At 36.6% G+C, this 24,106-nt stretch carries 19 protein-coding genes and 1 pseudogene; 2 read left to right on the forward strand and 18 right to left on the reverse strand.

The genetic code is table 11. From position 1 onward, the window contains the following. Positions 1 to 8: 8 nt before the first annotated feature. The 7 genes from ACTQ5J_RS05195 to ACTQ5J_RS05225 are packed head-to-tail and all read right to left on the reverse strand — an operon-like array spanning position 9 to position 10,275. Entirely contained in the window at positions 9 to 878 is an 870-nt protein-coding gene (locus ACTQ5J_RS05195) for a carbohydrate ABC transporter permease (RefSeq protein ID WP_441751169.1), read from the reverse strand. A gap of 13 nt (positions 879 to 891) precedes the next feature. Then, positions 892 to 1,800, reverse strand: a complete 909-nt coding sequence (locus tag ACTQ5J_RS05200; RefSeq protein WP_441751170.1) for a carbohydrate ABC transporter permease — start codon at positions 1,798 to 1,800, stop codon at positions 892 to 894. Beyond that, complete coding sequence (locus ACTQ5J_RS05205; protein WP_441751172.1) at positions 1,790 to 4,705, reverse strand: extracellular solute-binding protein; 2,916 nt, start codon at positions 4,703 to 4,705, stop codon at positions 1,790 to 1,792. The genes ACTQ5J_RS05200 and ACTQ5J_RS05205 overlap by 11 nt, the downstream gene beginning before the upstream one ends. Positions 4,706 to 4,760: 55 nt before the next feature. Next, positions 4,761 to 6,275, reverse strand: coding sequence for a family 43 glycosylhydrolase (locus tag ACTQ5J_RS05210; RefSeq protein ID WP_441751174.1), 1,515 nt, complete (start codon positions 6,273 to 6,275; stop codon positions 4,761 to 4,763). Positions 6,276 to 6,303: 28 nt separating this feature from the next. Beyond that, the gene (gene arfA, locus ACTQ5J_RS05215) at positions 6,304 to 7,803 is read right to left on the reverse strand and encodes an arabinosylfuranosidase ArfA (RefSeq protein WP_441751176.1); all 1,500 of its coding nucleotides are present in this window, start codon (positions 7,801 to 7,803) and stop codon (positions 6,304 to 6,306) included. Between the two features lie 36 nt (positions 7,804 to 7,839). Next, positions 7,840 to 9,294: an alpha-N-arabinofuranosidase gene (locus ACTQ5J_RS05220; protein WP_441751178.1), complete on the reverse strand. Its 1,455-nt coding sequence runs from the start codon at positions 9,292 to 9,294 to the stop codon at positions 7,840 to 7,842. A gap of 24 nt (positions 9,295 to 9,318) precedes the next feature. Then, positions 9,319 to 10,275: a glycoside hydrolase family 43 protein gene (locus ACTQ5J_RS05225; protein WP_441751180.1), complete on the reverse strand. Its 957-nt coding sequence runs from the start codon at positions 10,273 to 10,275 to the stop codon at positions 9,319 to 9,321. A gap of 386 nt (positions 10,276 to 10,661) precedes the next feature. Here ACTQ5J_RS05225 and ACTQ5J_RS05230 point away from each other — a divergent pair, with 386 nt between their 5' ends. Next, the gene (locus ACTQ5J_RS05230) at positions 10,662 to 11,564 is read left to right on the forward strand and encodes an ArsR/SmtB family transcription factor (protein WP_441751182.1); all 903 of its coding nucleotides are present in this window, start codon (positions 10,662 to 10,664) and stop codon (positions 11,562 to 11,564) included. 390 nt (positions 11,565 to 11,954) lie between these two features. On the opposite strand, the gene ACTQ5J_RS05235 is transcribed toward ACTQ5J_RS05230, so the two are convergent. From ACTQ5J_RS05235 to ACTQ5J_RS05255, 5 genes and pseudogenes are all read right to left on the reverse strand, one after another. Further along, positions 11,955 to 12,887, reverse strand: a complete 933-nt coding sequence (locus ACTQ5J_RS05235; protein ID WP_441751184.1) for a 2-keto-3-deoxygluconate permease — start codon at positions 12,885 to 12,887, stop codon at positions 11,955 to 11,957. Between the two features lie 432 nt (positions 12,888 to 13,319). Continuing rightward, the gene (locus tag ACTQ5J_RS05240) at positions 13,320 to 13,664 is read right to left on the reverse strand and encodes a DUF6176 family protein (protein ID WP_441751186.1); all 345 of its coding nucleotides are present in this window, start codon (positions 13,662 to 13,664) and stop codon (positions 13,320 to 13,322) included. Between the two features lie 357 nt (positions 13,665 to 14,021). After that, positions 14,022 to 14,963 carry an AEC family transporter gene (locus ACTQ5J_RS05245; protein ID WP_441751334.1) on the reverse strand — a complete coding sequence of 314 codons (942 nt, stop codon included), beginning with the start codon at positions 14,961 to 14,963 and terminating at the stop codon, positions 14,022 to 14,024. Between the two features lie 149 nt (positions 14,964 to 15,112). Next, complete coding sequence (gene map / locus ACTQ5J_RS05250; RefSeq protein ID WP_441751188.1) at positions 15,113 to 15,853, reverse strand: type I methionyl aminopeptidase; 741 nt, start codon at positions 15,851 to 15,853, stop codon at positions 15,113 to 15,115. Continuing rightward, a pseudogene (locus ACTQ5J_RS05255) lies at positions 15,850 to 16,038 on the reverse strand (DapH/DapD/GlmU-related protein); the annotation flags it as partial. The gene map and the pseudogene ACTQ5J_RS05255, both read right to left, overlap by 4 nt. Positions 16,039 to 16,688: 650 nt before the next feature. Between ACTQ5J_RS05255 and ndk the strand changes: the two are divergent. Further along, positions 16,689 to 17,087 carry a nucleoside-diphosphate kinase gene (gene ndk / locus ACTQ5J_RS05260; RefSeq protein ID WP_366927783.1) on the forward strand — a complete coding sequence of 133 codons (399 nt, stop codon included), beginning with the start codon at positions 16,689 to 16,691 and terminating at the stop codon, positions 17,085 to 17,087. A gap of 122 nt (positions 17,088 to 17,209) precedes the next feature. Here the strand turns inward: ndk and ACTQ5J_RS05265 are convergent, their stop codons facing one another. Genes ACTQ5J_RS05265 through ACTQ5J_RS05290 form a run of 6 tightly spaced genes read right to left on the reverse strand, consistent with a single transcriptional unit; the run spans position 17,210 to position 24,059 of the window. Further along, positions 17,210 to 18,649: a glycoside hydrolase family 32 protein gene (locus ACTQ5J_RS05265; RefSeq protein WP_441751190.1), complete on the reverse strand. Its 1,440-nt coding sequence runs from the start codon at positions 18,647 to 18,649 to the stop codon at positions 17,210 to 17,212. 2 nt (positions 18,650 to 18,651) lie between these two features. Further along, complete coding sequence (locus ACTQ5J_RS05270; RefSeq protein ID WP_441751192.1) at positions 18,652 to 20,286, reverse strand: extracellular solute-binding protein; 1,635 nt, start codon at positions 20,284 to 20,286, stop codon at positions 18,652 to 18,654. A 49-nt stretch (positions 20,287 to 20,335) separates the two neighbouring features. Continuing rightward, complete coding sequence (locus tag ACTQ5J_RS05275) at positions 20,336 to 21,223, reverse strand: carbohydrate ABC transporter permease (RefSeq protein WP_441751194.1); 888 nt, start codon at positions 21,221 to 21,223, stop codon at positions 20,336 to 20,338. Then, positions 21,220 to 22,155 carry an ABC transporter permease gene (locus ACTQ5J_RS05280; protein ID WP_441751195.1) on the reverse strand — a complete coding sequence of 312 codons (936 nt, stop codon included), beginning with the start codon at positions 22,153 to 22,155 and terminating at the stop codon, positions 21,220 to 21,222. The genes ACTQ5J_RS05275 and ACTQ5J_RS05280 overlap by 4 nt, the downstream gene beginning before the upstream one ends. Positions 22,156 to 22,207: 52 nt before the next feature. Then, positions 22,208 to 23,173 carry a LacI family DNA-binding transcriptional regulator gene (locus tag ACTQ5J_RS05285; protein WP_441751197.1) on the reverse strand — a complete coding sequence of 322 codons (966 nt, stop codon included), beginning with the start codon at positions 23,171 to 23,173 and terminating at the stop codon, positions 22,208 to 22,210. A gap of 13 nt (positions 23,174 to 23,186) precedes the next feature. After that, positions 23,187 to 24,059, reverse strand: a complete 873-nt coding sequence (locus ACTQ5J_RS05290; protein WP_441751199.1) for an ROK family protein — start codon at positions 24,057 to 24,059, stop codon at positions 23,187 to 23,189. Positions 24,060 to 24,106 lie beyond the last annotated feature (47 nt).

The raw sequence follows: 24,106 nt of genomic DNA on the forward strand, positions 1-24,106 counted from the left end.
CTAATCACCTACTTAATTCCTGAATGATTCATCGTGTTCATTACATTGCTTTGTAAGATAATGAATAACACTAAGTTAGGTATAAACATTATTAGCGAAGCAGCTGCGGCAATACCTTGTCCTACAACAAGGTTAGTATTAGCAGCAAATGTGTTAAGATAAAAAGCCAATGTTCTTAATGAATCGCTTGTCATAAATAACTGTGATGTTTCGATGTTATTCCAGACTGCTTGAAAAACTAACAATGCTGCAGTTGCTAAAGCCGGCTTAATTAGAGGCATAATTACTTTCCAATATACGGTCCATTCACTTGCCCCATCCATCAGACTGGCTTCAATTAATTCATTTGGCACCTGATCAATAAACTGCTTAATTAGAAAGAGCGCTACTGGCATGGCTAGTAAGGGTAATATATGTGCCAGAAAATTATTCTCAAGACCTAAAACATTGATAATAATGTATCTTGGAATAGTTACAGCTGTTGGAACAAACATTAACGCTGTATTATTCAATTCAAGTGCGATTTTTTTACCTTTAAAATTTTTCTTAGATAAAACATAGCCCGCCATAGAAGTAATCAGAACGGCTAGTATGACTACTAAAATTGTCACTACCAGACTATTGAACACATATCTACTAAGTGGAATATTAGATATTTGAGATGCTTTCAATAAATTTTTAAAGTTTTCCAAACTGGGTTGCTTAACAAAAAATGTAGGAGGAAACGCAAACAATTCGTCCATTGGTTTAAAGGCATGATTCACAATAAAGATTATTGGAAGCAACATAAAGGCTACAAAAGGTGCCAAAATAATATAAAACTTTATTTGACTAACCTCAAATTTCTTAGGGTTAATTCCTATTTTTCGTTTGGCCATTTCATTCCTCCTCTCAATCCGTAAACAATTGTTTGGCTACATAGCTAAATAAGTAGATCATCATTAATAGTATGACTGAAATAGCTGCCGCATAGCCCATTTCATACCTTAAGAAACCATAATCATCAATGTGATTGACGATTAATTGACCAGCATAAGAGCCTGTTACTGGATTAGCGCCGGTCAACTGCACTCCAATCAATCCATTTGAGAAAGCTCCCACGATTGCCATGACAGCACCAAAGAACATTTGTGGGCGCATCGAAGGTATCGTAATATAAATTAACTCTTGAAAACGATTTTTAATACCATCAATAGCAGCAGCTTCGTATAATTCCTGATCCCCATTTAATACACCCGCTAACATCGCTAAAAAACCAACACCCATACTTCCCCATAATCCAATTAATATCATTATAGGTAGAATATAATCGGCATTAATGGTCCAAACAATGGGTTCCGTTATAAATCCTAGTCTTAACAATAGACTATTTATATAACCTGTTTCATTCCCACTAAAAATAATTCTCCAAACCACTGTCATCGCAACACCAGAAGTCATTGATGGTGAGTAGAAAATTAACGCTAAGATAGTACGTGGGACCTTAGGTAATTGAGCTAAAACCCAAGCTAACAAGAAGCCTAACACATATCCACCTGGGCCAACTATCAAAGCAAAAATGACGGTGTTTGGAATAACATATTGCATAAATACATCATCTTGCGTTAATAAGTTGACATAATTGGTTAAACCAATAAAATCTGGTGTTTCAATCGTATTAAAGTTCGTCAAAGATAGGAAAATCGCCACTGAAATAGGCACTACAATAAAAATTGTAAACATGGCAACATAGGGCAAGAGAAATGTAAGATTTGTACGATGTTCAGCGTGTTTACGTTTCTTTTGAGTCTCAGTCGTCATTTGATATTCCCTCCTCAACTAATAATTGTTCAACATTCGGCATCTCATATGGCATCACCCACTCACCATCCACAAGGTATCCAAACTCTTCTAGTTTCCTTAGTACTTCACGATTAATTCGTTTAATCGATAAGTCGTTAGATTTCCGTAAGTTTTCACCATCAACTACAACTGAGGTATATAATCTACTTACTTCCCTTTCAACCATATAGCCACCTAATGTTCTTGGCACCTCAGCAATCCATTGCGATTGTTCTAGGATGACATTTTTATGACTCGTTGACCATGGTAATTCTGCAAATGCTTCTAAATTTGCTGTGTTCCACATGTATTCACGTCCATATGTGGTTTGCAGCAATACACCAAACTCAGTTTGGACTTTCGCAGATAACCACCATTGCATAAATTCCCATGCCTCATCTTTTCGTTCACTATCCGAAAACATAATTGAACTTTCTGCTCCCCCCGATGTCCAACGTTGTACTTCTCCTTCTTCATTTTCTACACCTGGAACAAGCGCTATGTCCCATAAATTTGCAATTTCTGGCGCTGCATTTAGAATCATTAGATAAGTTCCAAAGTCAGAAATACCGATCGGAATTGATCCATCTCTGAATTGTTGATAAAAACTCGGTACATCAACTGGTAAACTATAGATTGTAAATAAATCGGTCAGATCTCTCATTCCTTCAATGGTTCTATCCGTTGATAAGCCTGTTTCTAATATTGAATCGGTATAGAAATCGCCTCCGCTTTGGTAAATCATTGGCATTGTCCATGGAAATATTTTGAAAGATGTTCCTAATGTTGCGGTCGGATAGAAAGCACTCATTCCTCTTTGTTTTAACGCTGGCAGTAAATTGACTAACTCTTGCATTGTGTCAGGTATAGGCAAAGATAATGAGTCTAGAATATCTTTCCGATAAAACAACACGTAAAAGTTCATCGTTTCAGGCATCGCATAAACAGATTCACCGATGGCTGCTGGAATTAGTAGGTTTTTCGAATAATTTCTCACCGCCTCTTGAAAGCCATCAAATTGCGTTAAATCAGCTAGCGCGCCTCGAATAGCCAAATCAAATGGCAAGGCGTAACCTACCCCTAGTGCGACATCTGGTTCATTACCTGAGCTATTTGCCAAAATTAATTTGTTCTGATCAGGCATAAGGGATAAATCAACTTGAATGCCCGTTTCAACCGTAAAACTTTGGTCAATCATTTGTTGCATGATTTCGATATACTGACGAGGTCGATTTACCCAAACTTGAAGATTATTGGAATCATTCGCTACATCGTAATCTTGAGATGAAAACGATTGAAAGAAGCGTTGATAAGAATTGCTAATACCTTCAATAAATCCAACTTGCGATATTTGAGGGCTTTCTGTTTGATGAATCACAATTTCATCAATTGACACACCATTATCAGTTGCTTCCTGTAACAATGTAGCTAAATGCGCAGTGACAGAAGCACCACCTTTAGCTAATTCATTCCAACGATTGCCAATTTTACGTGGGTTTTCTCCTAAATCACGCAATTGATTTTCAGCTAGTTTTAATTGTTGAAAGGCTCCTGGAGTTGCATCAATTTTAGTCAATGCGATCACTTCATCTTGCAATAAGGCTAATTCATCTGCCCATTCCAATAGTTGTTCGGGTATACCCGGTATATAATCTCCTAAATCAATATCTCGATTAGTATCAACACTTCCCCCTAGTAAATTTTCAATTTGTAAAGAAAGCGTTTGAATATCTTTGATTAATGATTCCGTTCTTTCCAGAACATGTTTCACTGGATTCAATGTGATCTGGAAGCTCAATTCATTGATACCCTCTTCAAAATATATTGGCAAATCTGATTGAGTGCTTTGATTAATAAACGTTACAGCTTGATAACTAGCGCTATAAGGCAGTGCTTGATTAATCAAACTTTCTGAGGGAATTTGACCGTTTAAACTCACATTGATAAACACCGGAAAATCAACTCTCGCATCTTGTTGATAGTGTAAACTTACAAAATAATAACCGGCTGTGGGTACTTCAACTTGATAAATGATCTGGTCATTAGCATAGCGAAACGATGCGCCATCCAGAAAGTTTAAAACGCGATATTCATTACTATAAGGCGTTAAATTATCATTAAAAGCTGTTCCAGGGCGTATGCTAGAACTATTCTGTCTGTAAACCTCTTCAGCTTGAATCGTAACATTCACATCACCAGCAACTTCTACGATAGGATCCGACTCAACATTTAGCACAGGAACGTCATTCTGTCCTAATAAATGGATTGTCAAAAGATTAAGCGTACCTTCTGTACTTGTTAGTTCGATTTTATTCGTACCTGCTTGTAATGAAATTAGTAAGGGTTCATTATGATAACCATTACGAGCAGTCAGGTATGAAGTCACTGCTTGATTCACTTTATGAATATCTGGAGAAATTTCGTTATTATAACGATCTCTTTGAACTTCTTTCACGCGTTGCCATAAACTTTTAAATTCTAGGTTTTGCATTTCTTGGTACTGCATCTCTCCATTGACTGTCATTTCAACTGAAACCGGGAGAATGCTTTCAGTGACATCTTGATAAGTCAATGCCATATAATATAGACCTGTTGCTGGTGCTTCAAGTTCAACTTCAATCTGTTGAAGATTTTCTAAAACCACCGCATCATTTTTTATGTTCTGTTGTGATATGGTAATTTCTGTTGCTTGAAACGTTATTTCATCTTGTTTATATACTTCTTGCCCCTCAGATAATCTATCCTGAATAAAAGCATCATAACTTTGGGTCATTGCGATAGATTGTGCAGCTACAGAAACATTAGATAAGGGTAACACAGTCATTGCGAGTAAAAAAATTGATAAAACAATCGTCGTTTTCATGGTGCTTAATGTTTTTATCATTGAATCATCACCCCTTTTACTATATGATTGTTCACTTGACGCTGCTTTAGTAAAATTAGACATCTTGTTTAATCCCCCAGACTGTCATGTTCTGGCCTGTTCCAGCGATTACTAATCGTCCTTTTGAATGTCCAATTACTTTCTGTAGATATATTCGACAAGAAAACTCAATACCATCTAATTGAATTTGCAACTCATTCTCAGTATTTCTTGACCAACTACCGTCTTTATGTCCTCTTATCTGCCCATTTTCATGTAAATAGATTGCTTGCGTTATTTTTACTTCGTCTTCATTTAAAGTTCCATGGTTCAACCACTCGTATCTTCCGACAAGCTCGCCAATAGATAAAAAGGTTTGTTCTATATCACCCAGGTACTCGAAAGGTAATACAACTGGCCATCCGTCTGCCGTCATTAACACTTGATGGATACGCAACTCATGTTGCTCATCTTTTCGATCGAAACGTGTATGGAATAAGATGAAGTCTTTTTCTTTAAAATGAATGAACGAATTATGTCCTGGCGATTTATAGCCAGGTGTTATTTCAGTTAATTGATAATTCCCCATTAACTTTAACCCATAATCTTCGTTACGATCTGCTGGTTGATAAATTGCTTGTTGACCCAACATATCATAATAAGGTCCATCTGGTTTTCTTGATCGAAATACGCGCATATTATATGCACCATCTCTCCGAAGTTCTCCATAGGTCATATATAGATAGTAATAATCATACGCTTTATTGTATATAATATAGGGACCTTCACCGGACTGATGATAGCCACCCACTAACTTTTTACCGAAATAACGATCTATCACTTGTCCGTCAGAAGTTAAAGAGTCAATCCCTGGATACTTCGGCAAGGCTGTATGAATATCTAATTCAAGTATAAAAATCCCACCTGACCACGAGCCATATACCATCCATAAAAGTCCCTCTTCATCAAAGAATACACTTGGATCAATGGCATTCGGCGCATAGTCTGAATTATATGTCATACCTGCATCCTTTACCCAATTCTCACTAAAGCTAGCTACTTGTCCACTATCGATTAAATGTTGCAAATGCGTATATCGATAGTTAATGTTCCGTTCGGACTTGTCAGTTGCATCAACTTTAGTAAAACCTGAATAGACAATTGTATCTCCATAAATAAAAGCGTTCTCAATGTTTGGTGCTACAGCAAAACCTATCGCAGACCTTCTCCAAGTTGAAGAAGTAGAATAAAAATATAAATAAGCACCTTCGGAACCATCTTGATTTCGATAATAAGGATTCCAAATAATATCTGGCGCCCAAAGACCGTATCCACCTTCTGTATCCGCATCATCATAGCCAGCCCACATAAGTGAGCTAGCTAAATTTTCAACTACATTACCTAATAAATAATTTTCTTCCATTGCTTCATATTCTGTTCGATGTGCAACTTGCCAATTGATTAAATCGTTTGATTTGGCAGCGGTTAGATGCGTACCAAATACATAAACTGTTTCTTCAACTTGAATAACAGCCGGGTCATGAATTGATAGCCTAGTTTTTGGATAGGTTTTCCAATTGTTTAACAGCATTAAACCTAACTCCTTTAACAATTAAATATTATGCGATACTCAAACGAATAACATTCCAAGATAATGGCTCTAATGTAGCACTTACTTTATCGTCATCTAAAGTAATTGCTTGACTCTGCGTTGGATAAACGCGTTCGCAATCCTTATCATTGATATCTTTAATACCAAATCCACTCATCTGACTGAATTCAATCACAGATGTTACGTCAATTTCACTAATCAATGCTTCAAAATTGATTGCTTCTGATTCAGAGCGATTGACTGCAAAAATAACTAACTCTTGTTGCTCTTCATTTAATACTGCTATTGACTCTAAATAAGGAACCTCTTTAAAATCTTTTGAATCATAGCTTGCTACATGAACATTCGGTGTTAAAGCAATACCACGACCAAAGTCAGACACTTGTTGAAACGGATAGAAAATAGTCTGTTTCCAAGCTCTACCATCTTTTTCAGTCATAATCGGCGCAATAACGTTCACTAACTGTGCCAAACAAGCAATTTTCACACGGTCACTATTCTTTAATAGCGTAATTAATAAACAACCAACCAGTAATGCATCTTCAAAGTTATAAATATCTTGTAGAATTGGCGGTGCAACTTGCCATGGTTCTGTATTATGTGTTTCTTCGTGAGAATGATACCAAACATTCCATTCATCAAACGATAAATGAATTGTCTTATCACTTTTCTTCTTAGCCTTAATATAATCTGCAATAGCCGTGACACTCTTAATAAAGAAATCCATGTCTAAAGATTTTGCTAAGTAATTACTTAAATCATTTTCTTGATTTCCGTAATAACGGTGCAATGATATATAATCCACATACTCATAAGCTTGATCTAATACTTCGGCTTCCCAAGAAGCAAATGTTGGCATTTCCGTACTTGAACTCCCACATAATACCAACTCAATAGAGTCATCCACTAATTTCATTAATTTCCCAGCTTGAGCTGCTAATTTCCCATAATCTTCAGCCGTTTTCTGGCCGATTTGCCACGGGCCATCCATTTCATTCCCTAAACTCCATGTTTTAATTCCAAAGGGTTTCTCACGACCATGTTGTTTTCTCAATTCGCTTAATTCAGTCCCACCTGGGAAATTACAATATTCGACAATTCGACGCGCGTCGTCAATCGTTCCTGTTCCTAAGTTAACTGCCATATTAACTTCAGAGTTTACTTCCTCTGCCCATTCAATAAATTCATGCAGACCAACTTCATTAGTTTCGATTGTTTTCCAAGCTAAATCTAAACGACGAGGTCTGTTCTCTCGCGGTCCAATACCATCTTCCCAGTTATAGCCTGACAGAAAGTTTCCACCAGGATAACGCAACAAAGGAACGTTTAATTCTGCTACTAGCTCCTTCACATCATCGCGGAATCCTTGCGGATCTGCAGTTTCATGTTGTGGTTCATAAATCCCTTCATACACACACCGTCCCATATGCTCAACAAATGAGCCATAAATTCGTTTATCAATTTCAGAAATTCGATAGTCTCTTGAAATCCTCATCTTTGCTTCCATTAAATAAAGTCCTCTTTTCTAGATATTATTATTTCATTAACTTGTTTGAACATATAACGAAACTACACTCATTGGTGGAACATTAACTGTTAGTGTATGATTATCATTTAAATTAAAGTTTGTAAAGTTTGTTTTGACTAAATTGTCTGGATTTTCAAAAGTGTTATGTTGATCCATCTCGGTACCTACTAAAGCTTCCGCAATCACTGAAGACACTTGAGCATCTCTAATGTCAAAAGTTATCTCATCTGAATGATTTAAGTCATAATTACAAATCGAAATTGTAAGTACATTCTCTTTTTTCGAAATGGTGTAATCTGTATGTTCCGATCCCAATCCTGTCGTATCAATTAGCTCAGCATCCATATGATTTTTATATAAATCAAACACGTAATAGGTAGGTGTTTTAATCATTTGGTCACCTTTTGTTAATAGCATTGCTTGTAATACATTAACCATCTGAGCAATATTTGCCATATGTACTCTCTCATTATGGCGATGGAAAATATTCAATGTTAAACTAGCAATCATTGCATCTCGAATTGTATTCTGCTGATATAAAAATCCAGGATTAGTATGTGGTTCTACTGCCAACCAAGATCCCCATTCATCAACAATCAAACCAACTCTTTTATCAGGGTCATACTTGTCCATAATTGTACTGTGTTTTGTAATCAACTCATCCATTTTTAAAGCGCTATCAATTAATGAAAACCACTCTTCTTCTGGAAACCCTGTTGCTGGTCTTTTATTTTCCCAATATGATGCTAACGCATAATGGTGTAAACTAATGCCGTCCAAAAAATGGCCAGCATTACGCATCAACACTTCCATCCAATGATAATCATCAACGTTAGGTCCACAAGCAATTTTATAGATCCTATCTTGAGAATAATGACGTACGTAAGTTTGATATTGTCGATAGAGATCTGCATAATATTCTGGACGCATATTTCCACCACATCCCCAGCTCTCGTTACCTACACCGAAAAATTTAACTTTCCAAGGGAAATCTCTTCCGTTCTCACGACGCCAATCCGCCATTGGTGATTGCCCAGGCATTGTCATGTATTCAACCCATTCAGACATTTCTTGGACAGTTCCACTCCCGACATTTCCATTAATATAAACTTCTGCACCAATTTGTTCACATAATTCGAAAAATTCATGTGTACCGAAATGGTTGTTTTCCGTTACGCCGCCCCAATTCGTATTGACCATCGATTTACGATTTTCTTTTGGACCAATCCCATCTTTCCAATGATATTCATCCGCAAAACATCCACCCGGCCAACGAATCACGGGAACTTGAATCGCACGCAATGCCTCAACCACATCTTGACGAATACCTTTTACATTAGGGATATTTGACTCTTCCCCCACCCAAACACCTTCGTAAACACAACGACCTAAGTGCTCCGCAAATTGACCATAAATATACTTACTAATCTTTCCTAATTGACGCTGTGAATTAATTTGAATTTTACTCATTTACTCTCTCCTATAGTATGTTTATTATTGCCCTGGTTTTCCAAACACAGGGAATCCATTTTCATCCCAAGTAAATACCTGCGCATTTGCATGACGATCTGGTACGTCTAGTGGTTCAATCTCCGTAACTTTTTCAGGTCTTGCATGATAAATTAACACATCCTTTTTCCCATCTTCACTTACCGTAAAACTATTATGTCCTGGTCCAAACAAAGAATTAGCTTCACTAGAAACAAATACAGGTTCTGGACTCTTGGTCCAACTTTCAGCATCCAATAAGTCTGAATTCTCCTCAGCCCAAAGTAGACCCATACAATAATTTTCATCTGTTGCACTGCCTGAATAAGCTATAAATACTTTTCCGTTTCGTTTTATAACTGCTGGCCCTTCATTGACCCAAAAACCAATTATTTCCCAATCATATTCAGGGATTGATAGCATCGTAATTTCACCTTGCAATTGCCAAGGCGTTGCCATTTCTGAAATGTAAAGATTTGAGTTGCCTTCTATTTCAGGATCTTTCTGAGCCCAAACGTAATACAATTTTTCTTGGTGTTCGAAAACCGTCGCGTCCAAACTAAAACTTTCTAGATGTGTCTTAATTTGACCTTTTTCAATCCACTTACCAGTTAACGGATTTTCATCAGAGCACTCAAGTGCATACATTCGATGTTGAAACGTTCCATCTGCAGTCTCTGCACTGCCAGCTGCTGCAAAATAGATGTACCATTTTCCTCTGATAAAATGAATTTCAGGAGCCCAAATCAATCTGCTCATCTCTCCTTCAACGTGAGCATTCCAAATTGTTACACATTCACCAGTCTCTAACTCATTAAGCGTCCGAGCGCGTCTGACTTCAATCTCCTGATAACCTGGTACTGATCCTGTAAAATAATAATAACCGTCTGAATGTTTATATACCCATGGATCAGCTCGTTCTAAAACAATCGGATTTTGATAAATAATTTTTTTCTGTGTCATACTATTCCCCTCATCTACATTATCATACTTAATACTTTAGTTAACCAAAGACTTGATTGCCTAATTAATACTATATTTTTTGTTGTTTTATAAAAAAACCAATGCAAAACTCAATCCTTGTTCAACTTATATGTCAATCATATACACATAAGTAAGCGTTGTCAATAACTTTATCGTTACTCTCTCTAAATTTATTTTCTTTAAATCAACGTTTTCATTAATCTCATTTTAATCCAAACAAACTATACAAACACTTATATAACAACACAAGAGACACTTATACCCAAATATTCCCTTTAGAAACACGAAAATGAACTTAACCTTGACATTAATCAAATAAAGCTTTATATTATATTTAAGTTAATAGAAAGAAAGTAGGTGACTTAATGCAATTAGATATTTCTGAAGCATCATTAGCAACGTTTGAAGCATTAGCAAGTGATGTGCGACTAAAAATTATCCAACTTTTATCTCTTAAAAAAATGAATATCAAAGAACTCGCAACAGAACTAAATTTAAGTAGTGCCATTATCTCTAAACATATCAAAAAACTTGAAGAAGCCGAATTAATAAAAACAGAAAGAATTCCAGGTGTATCTGGACTTCAGAAAGTATCAATTTTAAAAGTTGATCAAATTAATGTCGTATTCCCGACAAAAATTTACCCCTCTTTCGAAGTTTATGAATCTTCAATCCCAATTGGCCACTATACTGATTATCAGATTCAACCAACCTGCGGATTAGCGGATGATACTGATTTCATTGGTCAAGTAGATGAGCCTAGGTTTTTCATGGATTCAAGACGCATGAATGCAAATATTCTGTGGTTTACATCAGGATATGTTGAATATAAAACACCTAATTTGCTTAAAGAAGCAGACACTTTACAGCAAATTGATATCAGCATGGAGTTAAGTTCTGAATTCCCTTTCTCAAATGACGTTTGGCCATCAGACATTACTTTCTGTCTCAATGACATTAAACTTGGTATTTGGACTAGCCCTGGAGATTTTGCAGATACTAGAGGTAAACTCAATCCAGATTACTGGCCAGATAACTTAAATCAATATGGCTTACTTAAAACCATTCGAATCACTAAACATGGTACCTATATAGATGGGGACTTACTATCAGACATAACTATTGATGACATTCATCAAGGTTTCGAAGTCTGGAATCTAAAGTTTGAAGTAAATCAAGATGCTGAAAACGTCGGTGGATTAACGCTATTTGGTAAAAATTTTGGTAATCATGAGCAAGATATTGTTGTAAAAACTTACTATTCTTAGATTTATTTCGAGATATAGTATTCTTTCACACTCCATTCGTATTTACTCAATTCGTCAAATAATCAAAAACAGGCTTTGCTCGAACTCTTAGTTTTGAGCAAAGCCTTTTAGTATAGCGAACAGTTAAACGAGTTATTGCTTTTTCGACTGTTAATTGTTTAATTTTATACCCTGAAGTAAGCTTAGAAGATGTGAATTACATTGCTGAGGAAAATTTAACTGTTACACACTTTGATTTCTAAAATTATTAATATTTACACACACATAAATAAAACCCTGCCGTTAAATAAACAGCTGGGTTTTGTTTGTTATAAAGTATTTATATACTAAGTTGCGTTGGCATATCATATGCCTATCAAATAAATTAACATTTTTTCTAATTTATACTTGCTACACCTTCTTATACTTTTTCCCAATTACAAACGGAATAAAGAGTGACGTAATAATTGAGGCAAATAGTATTTGTGAACTAGCAGATGTGACAAATGGTTCAATTTCTGGGAATACATGCGCAATTGTTGGTGCCACGATTGTTGACACCCCAGCCACTGACATCATCGCAAAAGCCGATAAACCGTCATGTTTCAACCATTTAGTATCTGCTACATACAGAACTGACATTACCAACAAGAAAATGACAGTTAATAGGATTCCTGCACCACCGGATTTCAAAGCTTCCATAAAGTTCATACTTTGACCTAAATTCCAACCTAAAAATGGTAATAAGGCTCCAACTAATGGACCGAACAACTTGCCGAAAGCGGGATCAATATTCCCTAAGATAAAACCGATTATTAATGGGAATAGTGCGGACAATATCGGTGACCAATTAATACCCGTCAATCCTTCTGCTGAAAAGAACGTACTATAAATAATCATGGGCAAAATCGGCAAAGTCACTGACGTTGATAGACCTATAATCATGCCGTCTTCTTCATAACCGTATTCTTCTAAGATAGACAACTGCATAGCGGGATTGACACTAAACATAGCTGCTACAAATGCAACTCCTGAAATTCCCCAAATCCCTTGATGCCCAAATAAAGCCAAGAAAGCAAATGACAAAATAGTTGCGATGACGATTTTGACTAACAATAAGGCTCCTTGATGCTTTAATAGACGCTTCAAAATTTGAATGTTTATTCGTGAGCCTGTCGCAAAAGCTAATAAACCTGAAATAAGATTCACACCCGCACTACTAAACATCGCTTCAGTAAAACCACCTACTTTAAATAAATCAGGCCAAAAAGTATATAGCACCATACTAATTATTAGTGGAACGAGAAATGTTCCGGCTGGTACTTTATTGATTAATTTCAACATAAGTCTCAACTCCTCCATTTTATTAATTCTCATTGTATATTTATAACGCTTACATAACCAATTTTATTTCCTTTATATGCAACAGTTATTAAAAAGTTGCAAATAAATTATTAATAGCGGAGTAAGGTGCACAGAGTCTGTCATCTCAATCCCTTTAAATACTATCCCTACGCTCGATGTCATTAAATTCCGTCTATCAGTTTTAACTTGATAATACAAAACTACTTTTGTTGAACGACCACACGTAGCACAACGAAGTAGTCATACCCTAGCCGCTTGAACTGGAAAATCCCTCACAACCGTGAGACTTTGAATGCGACTACCGCCTTGGAAAAACAATAAGCTGGGCGAAGTATAAGCGGTGTTTATTCCTTATAAAACTCAAAAAGGCAAGCTCTAGCTCACCTCACAATATATATTCTATTAATAGATTCAGTTCATGCTATTACGGACTTTTTCAGGAATCATCACGACTTCAGGCGTTAAGTCTACTGGAATAAAAGTCGGATCGATACACTCTTCCCAATATTCTAGGTGCTTTTTATCAATCCAGTGACTTGAGGTTCCAACGTCTTGTCCACCCTCACCTTGGACAGAGTACCAATATAAGTATTCTTCACCGTTTAAAATTTCTCTGAAAATCGTTTCAATATACATCTTTTCGCCTTCTAATGTGACTAAGACATCTTGCATATTGCCATTTAGAAAGGCCAACCATTCATCGACTTGTTGGCTCTTACTAGGTTTTACTCTAAACCTTGTCAATTCTACATTCATCGAATGCTCCTCTTACTTCCATTCTTATCTTTCTAATAGACTAGATAAATCCGTACAAATCCAAGTCCTTTAAATTCCGTTTATTAGTTTTAACTTGATAATACATCAATATTTTTTTGAACTATCCTGCGCAGCTCAGCGACTTGTTTTCCAAAGCGGTACAAGGAGGAATCCATTGCTAATAATAATAGTCACTTGGTAGGACTTTGAGAGCAGCATAATATTTATAATATAGAATCTGTATTGCTTTGGATCAAAAATTTGAAGATATGTTTTTCTTTTATATAGCTATTCACAAAAAAACTCCAACCACTTCCCTTTATAGGATAGCGGCAGAAGGTTTTTCATTTCATATGACTACAATATAATTTTCAATAACACTGGAATATACAGTAAATAAAGTAAGACTGAATAGCCTAAACTTGAAGCCGCAAATTTCTGGTCCGCTTGATAAGAACGCGCTAGAATCGGAATAGAATTCTGCACAGGCATAGCTGCTTGAATAATAAATACCGATAACATCAGAGGTGGCACGGTGACAAACTGGCCAACAGCCCAAACTAGTAGTGGTGAGATTAGATAGCGTCCCACCAAAACCCCAATAATTTCTTTATCCAAGCTCAGTTTAGTAATCCCAACACCATAAACAATAATACCAATAATAAACATCGACAGTGGTGTCGTTAAATTAGCCAAATAAGCTAGGAAGGTTGTGACTGACTCAGGCAAAGGCAACTGGATTAAGACCCAAGTCACTCCCAGCATAAAACCGCCGAGCGCTGGTGAGAATATCTTCTTCAAAGCAACCAGTGGATTAAATTGAACTTTCTCTTTGGTAAATTGAGGGTTGTCGCTGGCAATTAAATAAATACCCACTGTCCAGAATAAGGTCGTATTGACGATATAATATAACAAAGCAAAGGGAATGGCGCGACTACCAAAGATTGCATAATTAATCGGTAAACCTATAAAAATTGTGTTGGAACAAGTAAAGGCGGTTGAAAAAATACCACGCCTTGAAACAGCTACCTTAAAGACTTTAATATAAATAAAACTGACCACAAATGTCAGTAGCATCGAAACAAGTGGCACAATCGTTCCTTTGGCTAATTCCAGAAATTCTGCTTGCGTAAAATTACGTGTAATCGTCAGAAACATACTAGACGGCAAGGCAATTTGAAGTACCAGCTTAGAGAAAGCATCTCCAACGGTATCATTAAACCAGCCCTTGTAGGTCAAAGAGTAACCTAGAAACATTAAGACAAATATAAAGACAATATTGATATAGACTGTCCCCATGACGCCACCTTTCTTTGCTTGCTCAAGAATTTTCATACTTCATTATCTTACTATATAAGTAGGCAAAGCGCTAGCCGACACCACCTAAACAAAACAGCCACCTCCAACTCTTTTAAGTTGCGGTAGCTGCTTCATAGTCATATCCCCCCTTAAAGGGTCGTTATAATTGGCCCTTCATTGGTGATGATCAGCGTGTGTTCATATTGAGCCACGATGCTTTCTTCTGTATATAAGGTCCAGCCATCATCCGCTTGTTCCACTTCTTCTTCCAAGGTCGAAATAAAGGGTTCAAAGGCAATCACCAAGCCATCGACTAGTATCTCATCATCCCAACGCGAAAAGTAGTTTAAGACGTGTTCTGGCTCCTCATGAATCGAACGACCGATACCATGCCCCGTCAAATCTTTAATGACCGTCAAGCCATGACGACGGGCTGTATTATGAACGGCTTTACCCAGACCACTTAACTTAGAACCTGGTTTTGCTTTAAGAAGACCAGCATCGAAGGCTTCCTTGGCAACTTTACACACTAAATGCGCATGTGGATGTCCTTCGCCCACAACAAAAGAAATCCCCGTATCCGCGAAATAACCATCCTTAGAACCCGACACATCAATATTGACAATATCGCCCTCTTCAATCACGCGATCGCCGGGAATTCCATGGGCAACTTCTTCATTAATACTAATGCACACATTGCCGGGAAAATCATAAATTTCAATTGGCGCCGATTGAGCGCCCTCTCTTTCAAAATAATCTTTGGCTAAATCATCCAACTCTTGAGTCGTTATCCCCGGCTTAGTATATGCGACTAATTCATTACGAATCATGCCACAAATTCTACCAATTTCTTTTAGCCCATTAATTTCTTCTTCATTTTTTGCAATCATATAATCCCTCTTTTTAGTTTGTTTATCTTATTAATCACTTTTGCTGGAACACCGCCAACAATCGACAATGGCGGTACGTCTTTTGTTACGACGCTTCCAGCCGCAATGACTGAACCATGTCCAATCGTCACACCTTTTGTAATAGTCGCGTTTGACCCAATCCATACATCATCTTCTATGACGATTTTAGCTGGATGTAGAACGCCTCGATCTGCCGGTAACAAGTCATGGTCTAAAGTTGCTAAGACCACTTGGTGACCGATTAATACGTTGTTACCGATTTGAATGCCTCCTTGATCTTGCATATGCACATTCGCGTTAATAAACACATTTTCACCAAAGCGTATATTACGCCCGAAATCCATATAAAAAGGTTGCCAAATTTTGACAGACTTGGGAATATCATAATTTAAAACCCCTTGAACTATCTCATGCATTTCGTCCTCGTTTAGATATCCAGCGGTATTGGCCTCTCCTAGTCTTTTACGTGTATCTGAACTAATCTCGTTCATTAACTGACTTAAATCACTACCTGGCAATAAAGCCTTGCCTGCATTTAAGTGTTCTAATAATTCTGTTAACATCCTTAGTCTCCTTACTGCATTTTATTGCGTACTGATTCTTTGACATGCTATAGTGAACCGTTCAATTAAATTGGCTTGTGTTATCTTTATGACTCTACCTAATTCTAACTGATAAATGGCTAGTTCGCCATATTTTTCACACAACACGAAAGTGAGGTAAAAGAAGTTACAATAAAAGTCAGTCAAGCGCATTGTCATCATTTTCTTGATATAATGGTAAAAATAAGCTTTAGGAGAGTGATCAGATGACCATTCAACAAACATACATCATGTTGAAACCAGACTGTGTCAAGCGTGGCATGATGGGTGACGTGATTTCACGTATTGAAAAGAAAGGTTACCGTATCGTACAAGCCAAATTGATGACACTTGATGCGCCTATCATTGCCGAGCATTATGCCCACTTAACTGACCAGCCTTTCTATCCTAAACTGGAACGCTATATGTTATCTGGCCCTGTCTTTGGCATGGTTCTTGAAGGTGAAGACGTTATTCGAGGCATGCGTGCCATGATGGGGCCAACCAATGTCTTTGAAGCAGCGCCTGGAACCATTCGCGGAGACTATGCGACTGATGTGACTTACAATCTCATTCATGGATCAGATACGCCTGAAACGGCTGAAGCAGAAATCAAGCGATTTTTTTACTGATTCGTAGATAAACGAACAAAACGCTCCTATGTTTAGCCAAAGCTAGCTATAGGAGCGTTTTTGTTCATATTTATATATATGTGTGTAGTTTAAATTCTTTTTTATATAAATGAGTTTAACGATTAATTAATTTCACTTATCGTTACTTCTTTAGTTTCTTTAGTTTCACTGTGTATTTCAATTGTTTTAATTGGCGAAGCGAAATAAACCGTGCTACTCATCGCTTTTCCATCAACGTATACTTCAATTGAAGACGTATCAATTAAAACTTCAACAACTTTAACTGGATTGATGTCCATTGAACGCTCATTAGTATAGGTTGCTTCCCCTGTAATCTCAGGATTCACATACTTTCTTGAAATCGAAACAACATTTTCTTCCAAGTTAATCGAGAAATACTCTTCTGTGTCATTCCCAATTTTAATCGACAGATCAGTTAATTCAGATGCTGATTCAATTTTAAGATAGTTAACCTTTTCATTCTCAATGAAGTGTTGCTCTTTAAACTCTTCTTTATCATCGCCCAAAGTTGATAAGCGATCGTAAAATTCAGTTGGAATTGTTTGAATTAATTTACCGTCTTCTACAGATAACACTCGAGGGAATGTCATCATACCTGACCAACCATGTTGTAGTTCGTCCAATACGTTAGTTCGACCCCACATTTGTTGCCAAGCCACAATGATTCTTCGTCCTTGATCATCTAGACACGTTTGAGGCGCATAATAATCTAGCCCATGGTCAATTTCGTGGTAGCTTTTCACTTCGAATGAAAGAGTTTCCCAATCGACTTTTCCTAAGAAGGCTATTGATGAATTTAGGTTTTGATATTGATTCCCTTCCATCGGCATGTTCATTGGGCTTAACACAAGGATGTCTTCTCCGTCAATTTCAAATAAATCAGGACATTCCCATATATTGCCTAATTGATCATTTCCTTCAAGAAGCACAGACGCTTGTGACCATTCGATTAAATCGCTTGAACTAAAAATAAATATTTGTCCTTGAGACTTCTGTTCATCCAGCGTTTTTGACGCAACTACTGAATAATAGGTGTCTCCTCTTTTGAAGACTTTAGGATCTCTAAAGTCAACTGTCGTTCCTACTTCACCAAGATTTGCTTGATCAATGACTGGATTGTTAACATGTTTCTCGAAATGGATGCCATCGGTCGATGTCGCAATACATTGAACTTGACTGACGATTCCATCTTCCTCGTATACCCCCGTATACATCAAAACCAATTTATCATCTACGACGATAGCTGAACCTGAGAAACAGCCATTTTTATCATAGGGTTGATCGGGTGCGATTGCTATTGGAAGATACTCCCATTCAACTAAATCTTTTGATTTAGCATGTGCCCAGTGCATCGTATCCCACTTGCTATCATATGGATTAGATTGGTAAAACAAATGGTATTCCCCTTGATAATAGACAAAACCATTGGGGTCGTTCATCCATCCATATTCAGGCGCTAAATGAAACTTTGGTCTAAATTTTTCAACCATGTCTTTTTTATTATCTTTTACAAATGCGTTCGCTTTTTCCAATAGATTCATTTTTATTCCTCCGAGTTGCTTACGTATGCTTCATAATTTCTTTCATAAATTTCCATTAATTCTGGTAGATTCAATCTTTCTAATTCTGCTAAGTAATTATCCCAAGATTCATCGGTTATGCCACCAATAATCCATTCTGCTCTTTGTTGATAAATATATGGATTTAAGTCTGCAAGAATTTGATCAATTCTATTGGCATCTTCAACATTCATAAACATTTGAGGGAAGTTATAGTCATTTTCGATAAACTCTAAATAATGCTCATGCATTAAATCTAGTCTCCATTGCGCGTCATCTGGTGATGTCGTATACACTCCGTAATACTCATCTAGTACAGCTAATGGGCCACCCGCTTCTGTTTTTTGTCTTAGTTCTCCTGGTGCTGTTCCCTCTAATGGTGCATGTTGTAACATTGGCTCTCCTGCTTCGTTCGTGCCTAATGTAAAGATGTTCTGTTGCTCTTCATCACCATAAGTACCCCAGTTGTTCTGTACCGATTGGATTGGCTCATACATTTTATCTGCCCATCTTGCTGTTAATTCTAAATTTTTATTAGCACTTGTTACGACAAAACGACCTCTAAAGAATCCAAAGTTATTGGTTCTAGTCACTTTCTTATCTCCGTGTGGCCCTTCTAAAACTGGTAAAACATCATAGCTATCATTTGCACCAGTAACATTGGCTTTATCCCATGTGAAATATACACCGTATCTTTGATCATTTCCTTTTGAAACATATGAGTTCCAGTTCTGCTCAAAGACTTCTTCATCTACTAAGCCTTTTTGATATAATTCACTGATGTACTCAATTCCTTCACGGTAACTGTCGTCATCGGCAGTATAGTTAAGTGAACGATCATTATTGACTACTAAATGATTATCGTTATCCCCATCTCCACCGAATGCTGCTAATAGCATCTTGAAGTCTTCATTGCCATTACCATCAATGAAAGACATTGGGATTTCATCTGCTTCACCGTTTCCATTTGGATCTTCATTCTTGAACGCTTCTAATACAACCATTAAATCATCCGTTGTTTCAGGCATCTCAAGACCAAGATTGTCTAACCATTCAACGTTAATCCAAGCCATCCCATTGACTGTATGGATTGACTCTTTTCCTTCACCCAACTCTTCAATCCATGGGAATGAATACATATTTCCATCAGGTGCTGTTGCTAGTTCTTTATACTCAGGATACTTTTCATAAATGGCCTTTAAGTTAGGCATGTATTTGTCTACTAAATCATTCACTGGAACAATGACTCCATCTTCAGCCCAAGCTAATAGCTCTTTATCACTTGCTTCAGCATTGAACATGGCATCCGGTAGGTCCCCTGCTGCAATGGCTAAGTTACGTTTTTCTGCATAATCATCCGCAATATTATTCCATTCAATATGAACACCCGTTTCTTCTTCCAAACGACTGAAAATCAGTTTTTCATTAGGATCTGATGGTGCTAAAGGTGATGAACTCGTCATTAAATGTAATGTGACTTTTTCTTTTAGTGGAAATTCAACATTTTCTAATTCGTAATCTGCTGCTGATGTTCCTGAGCCGCCATTATTCCCACATCCTGCTAATAATAACGTTGCCGTCAATAACGTTGTTCCTAAAACAAATGGTTTCTTTTTCATATTAATTTTCCTTTCGAATATCGAATTAAATTTCTTTTGTTTATTTGAATTAACCTTTAATAGCTCCTTGAACGACACCTTCTTCAAAGTATTTTTGAAAGAAAGGAAACATAATCAGTAACGGTGCACTTGAAATGACAATCGTTGAATATTTAATCAGTTCTGCAATTTTCTGCATTTCTGCCATTGCAGTTTGAGACCCAATCATATTGGTTTGCGGTTGATTTTGGACTAATATTCTTCGTAATACGAGTTGGAGTGGTTCCAAATCCGGATTACTAATATAAATCATCGCTTCGAAATAACTATTCCACATGGCAACGAAAGAATATAAAAACACGACAAACATGATTGGCTTACTTAATGGTAAAATCAGTTTAATAAATACTTGAATGTCATTTGCCCCATCAATTTTAGCAGCTTCTAACATTTCATCTGGCAAGCCTCTAACAAAAACAGTGGCCAGTAATAGGTGACCTACAGATAAACATCCTGGCAGTATTAAAGCCCAGGGCGAGTTTAGCAAGCCAATATTCCTAATTAATAAGTAAGTAGGGACTAAGCCTCCTCCGAAGAACATGGTTATACCAAAGAAAATCATCAGTGGTTTTCTAAACATCAAATCTGGTCGACTCATTGGGTAGGCTGCTGTCATCGTAATTAAGACATTCATTACCCCAAAACCAAGTGAGTAAATAAATGAATTAATGAATCCTCTTAATATTGAAGAATCCGATAAAACTCTCATATAGCCATCTAATGTCCAATCACTGACATCTAAACTTATCCCTTGATTTATTAGAACTGTCGGGTCCATAAAACTTGCTGCCAAGATATAAAGAACGGGTAATAAGATTGATGCAATAACTAAGACGAGTAATAATGAATTGATTAACTTAAAGAATCGATCTCTTCCATCAAAAGCTACCGTTTTCATTTTGCAGACCCCTCTCTATTATTTATTCGGTTTACAATAAGTGTTGTCGTTAACAGCAAGATGAGATTAATCACTGTATTGAATAATCCTACTGCCGTTGAATATGAATAATCTCCAGACTGAAGTCCAACTTTATAAACATACGTATCAATTATTTCAGACTTCGGAAGGTTAAGGCTCGTTTGCATTAAGAATGCTTTTTCATAACCAATATTCATAATGCCACCCACTGATAAAATTAAGTTAATGATAATCAATGGTTTCATTGTTGGTAATTCAATGTGCATAATTTTCTGAAGAATCGTTGCGCCATCAATTTCGGCTGCTTCGTATAGCTCTGGTGGGACTCCTGATAAAACAGCCGTATAAAGTAATGAAGCCCATCCCATTCCTTGCCAAATGCCTGAGAAAATATACAAAGGTCTAAACGAATCCGGATTAGTTAGGAAATTTGGTACATTTATGCCCATTGAGTCTAGAATCGAAATAATCGGTCCTGATGAAGAAAACAATAGGAATATAATTCCGACGATGATAACCGTCGAAATAAAGTTCGGCATATAAAGAATCGTCTGTAAGGTACTTTTTATCTTTTGTGACATGATCTGATTAAGCATCAATGCAATGATAATTGGTGGGAAAAAACCCAATAATAATCCATAGATAGCTAATTTTAAGGTGTTTTCTAGTAATCTTGAAAAATTGGGAGATGATAGAAAATCTCTGAAATGATCAAGCCCCACCCACTGACTTCCAGTAATTCCTAGCATCGGATTATAATCTTTAAATGCTAAAAGAATGCCGTACATAGGGAAATACTTGAAAATTAATGTGATCAATACTGCAGGGATCATCAACATTAGTAAGTATTTTTGGTTATTGAGTTTCCTAAAAAAATTGTTTGGATTCTTCACTTTATTTACTTGTGTCACATTATTCACTCCTTTATTTGAAACGTTTTATTTTTAGTTCGAGAACTAACTTTTAATAAGTTGTTCCACCTTCCATGAACTTGCCGGGTATAATTCTTTGTTCTTTATAGTCTAAGTCTTTTATCTGCTTCATTAAAATTTCAAACGCATCGTAAGCCAGTTGTTTAACGGGTTGAACAATGGTTGATACTAGGTACTCTCGTTCATTACTCATTTTAATTCCGTCAAATCCGATTAGTTGATAGTCCTTAAGCACTTCTTTATTGATACTTTTTAGGGTCTCAATGATATTTAAGCCCACAAAGTCATTAATGGCGAATATACCGTCAGTATCTGGATGTTCGTTCATAAATTCTTTCAAATCCTCTGTAAAATCGACATTTGGTTCTAATAAATCAATGATATGATAATCAAGCTTATGTTCGATGCAATACGATTCAAAGCCTTGTTTTCTTTTCATCGTTTCGTTATAGACGACATTATGAGTGCCCACAAATAACAATTTCTTTGCGCCTTTTTCGTTCAAGATTTGAGCAGCTAATCTTCCTCCATTAAAGTTATCACTCGATACAATACTAATATCTTTATTGAAGTGACGATCAATACTCACAAATGGTAATGATCCTTCCATATAGGAATCGATATCTCGATAAGTAATCGCTATAATGCCATCAACTTTATTCTTTCTCAACATTTTGATGTAATTCAATTCATTTTCTTCATTATTATTTGAATTACATAAAAAGACATGATACCCTCGTGCTTCGGCAACTTCTTCTAGATAAAAGGCAATTGATGAAAAAAACGGATGCCATATCGTTGGGACTATTAACGCAATGGTATTTGTATGACTTAGCTTAAAACTTCTCGCTAAATTATTCGTTTCGTAATCTAATTCTTTTACCGCTCTTATCACCTTGTCATAGGTTGATTTCTTAACGTTTAGTCCGTTAAATACATTGCTAACACTACCTACGCTAACGCCTGCTAGTTTGGCTACATCTTTCATCGTTGCCATGTTTAGACTCCTTTCATTCCTTATTTTTGACTTTTTCTGCTAATTTATAACAGCCCTTAATGGCTGCTTCTCCGCCTAATTTAGGTAATAGGATATAACGCTTAATATCGTCAATGTTTAAATAGTCGCCTGCTAACTTTTGATAGCTCTCTTGTACTTTCTCTAAAAGTGAGTCTTTATTCATCACTCCACCACCAAGAATGATACGCTCCGGTCTTAAGAGATACGTGATATTATAGACTGCTTGAGCAATATAGTATGCTTCAATATCCCACTCAACACTCTGGGGATCTAAGTCATTGCCTTTTATCCCTGCTCGATGCTCTATGGCTGGTCCACATGCTAAGCCTTCTAAACAAAAATCGTGATATGGGCAAATCCCGCCTTGAGTCGCACTGCTATGAGGATGAACAATCATATGTCCCATCTCAGGATGCGATGCTCCTCCAATGAATTCACCATTCTGAATCGCTCCACCACCAACTCCAGTACCAATCGTTACATAAACTAAACTTGATAGGTCTTCGCCATGGCCAAAGTGATATTCGCCATAGGCTGACGCATTAACATCTGTCGTCCAATACATCGGTACATTAAACTCTGATTTTAATGTACCTAAGACATCAAAATCTTTCCATAACAATTTAGGGGTATTTGTAATAAATCCATAGGTTGGTGAGTGTTTATCACAATCAATTGGACCAAAGGAACCAATACCAAAACTTGATAATTGTTCTTTATACTTATTGAAAAAATGAATCACTTGCTCTAATGTTTCCACAGGATTCGTCGTTTCGATACTTATTTTATCTAAAGTTTGATAGTCTTTATTTCCAACTGAACATACAAATTTTGTACCTCCAGCTTCAATAGCACCATACAGCATTTAAAAACCTCCTTGGGATTTGAAACGTTTCATATTTTTATTATAGG

The sequence above is a fragment of the Fundicoccus sp. Sow4_F4 genome, assembly GCF_052116145.1.
In the GTDB taxonomy this organism is placed as follows: domain Bacteria; phylum Bacillota; class Bacilli; order Lactobacillales; family Aerococcaceae; genus Fundicoccus.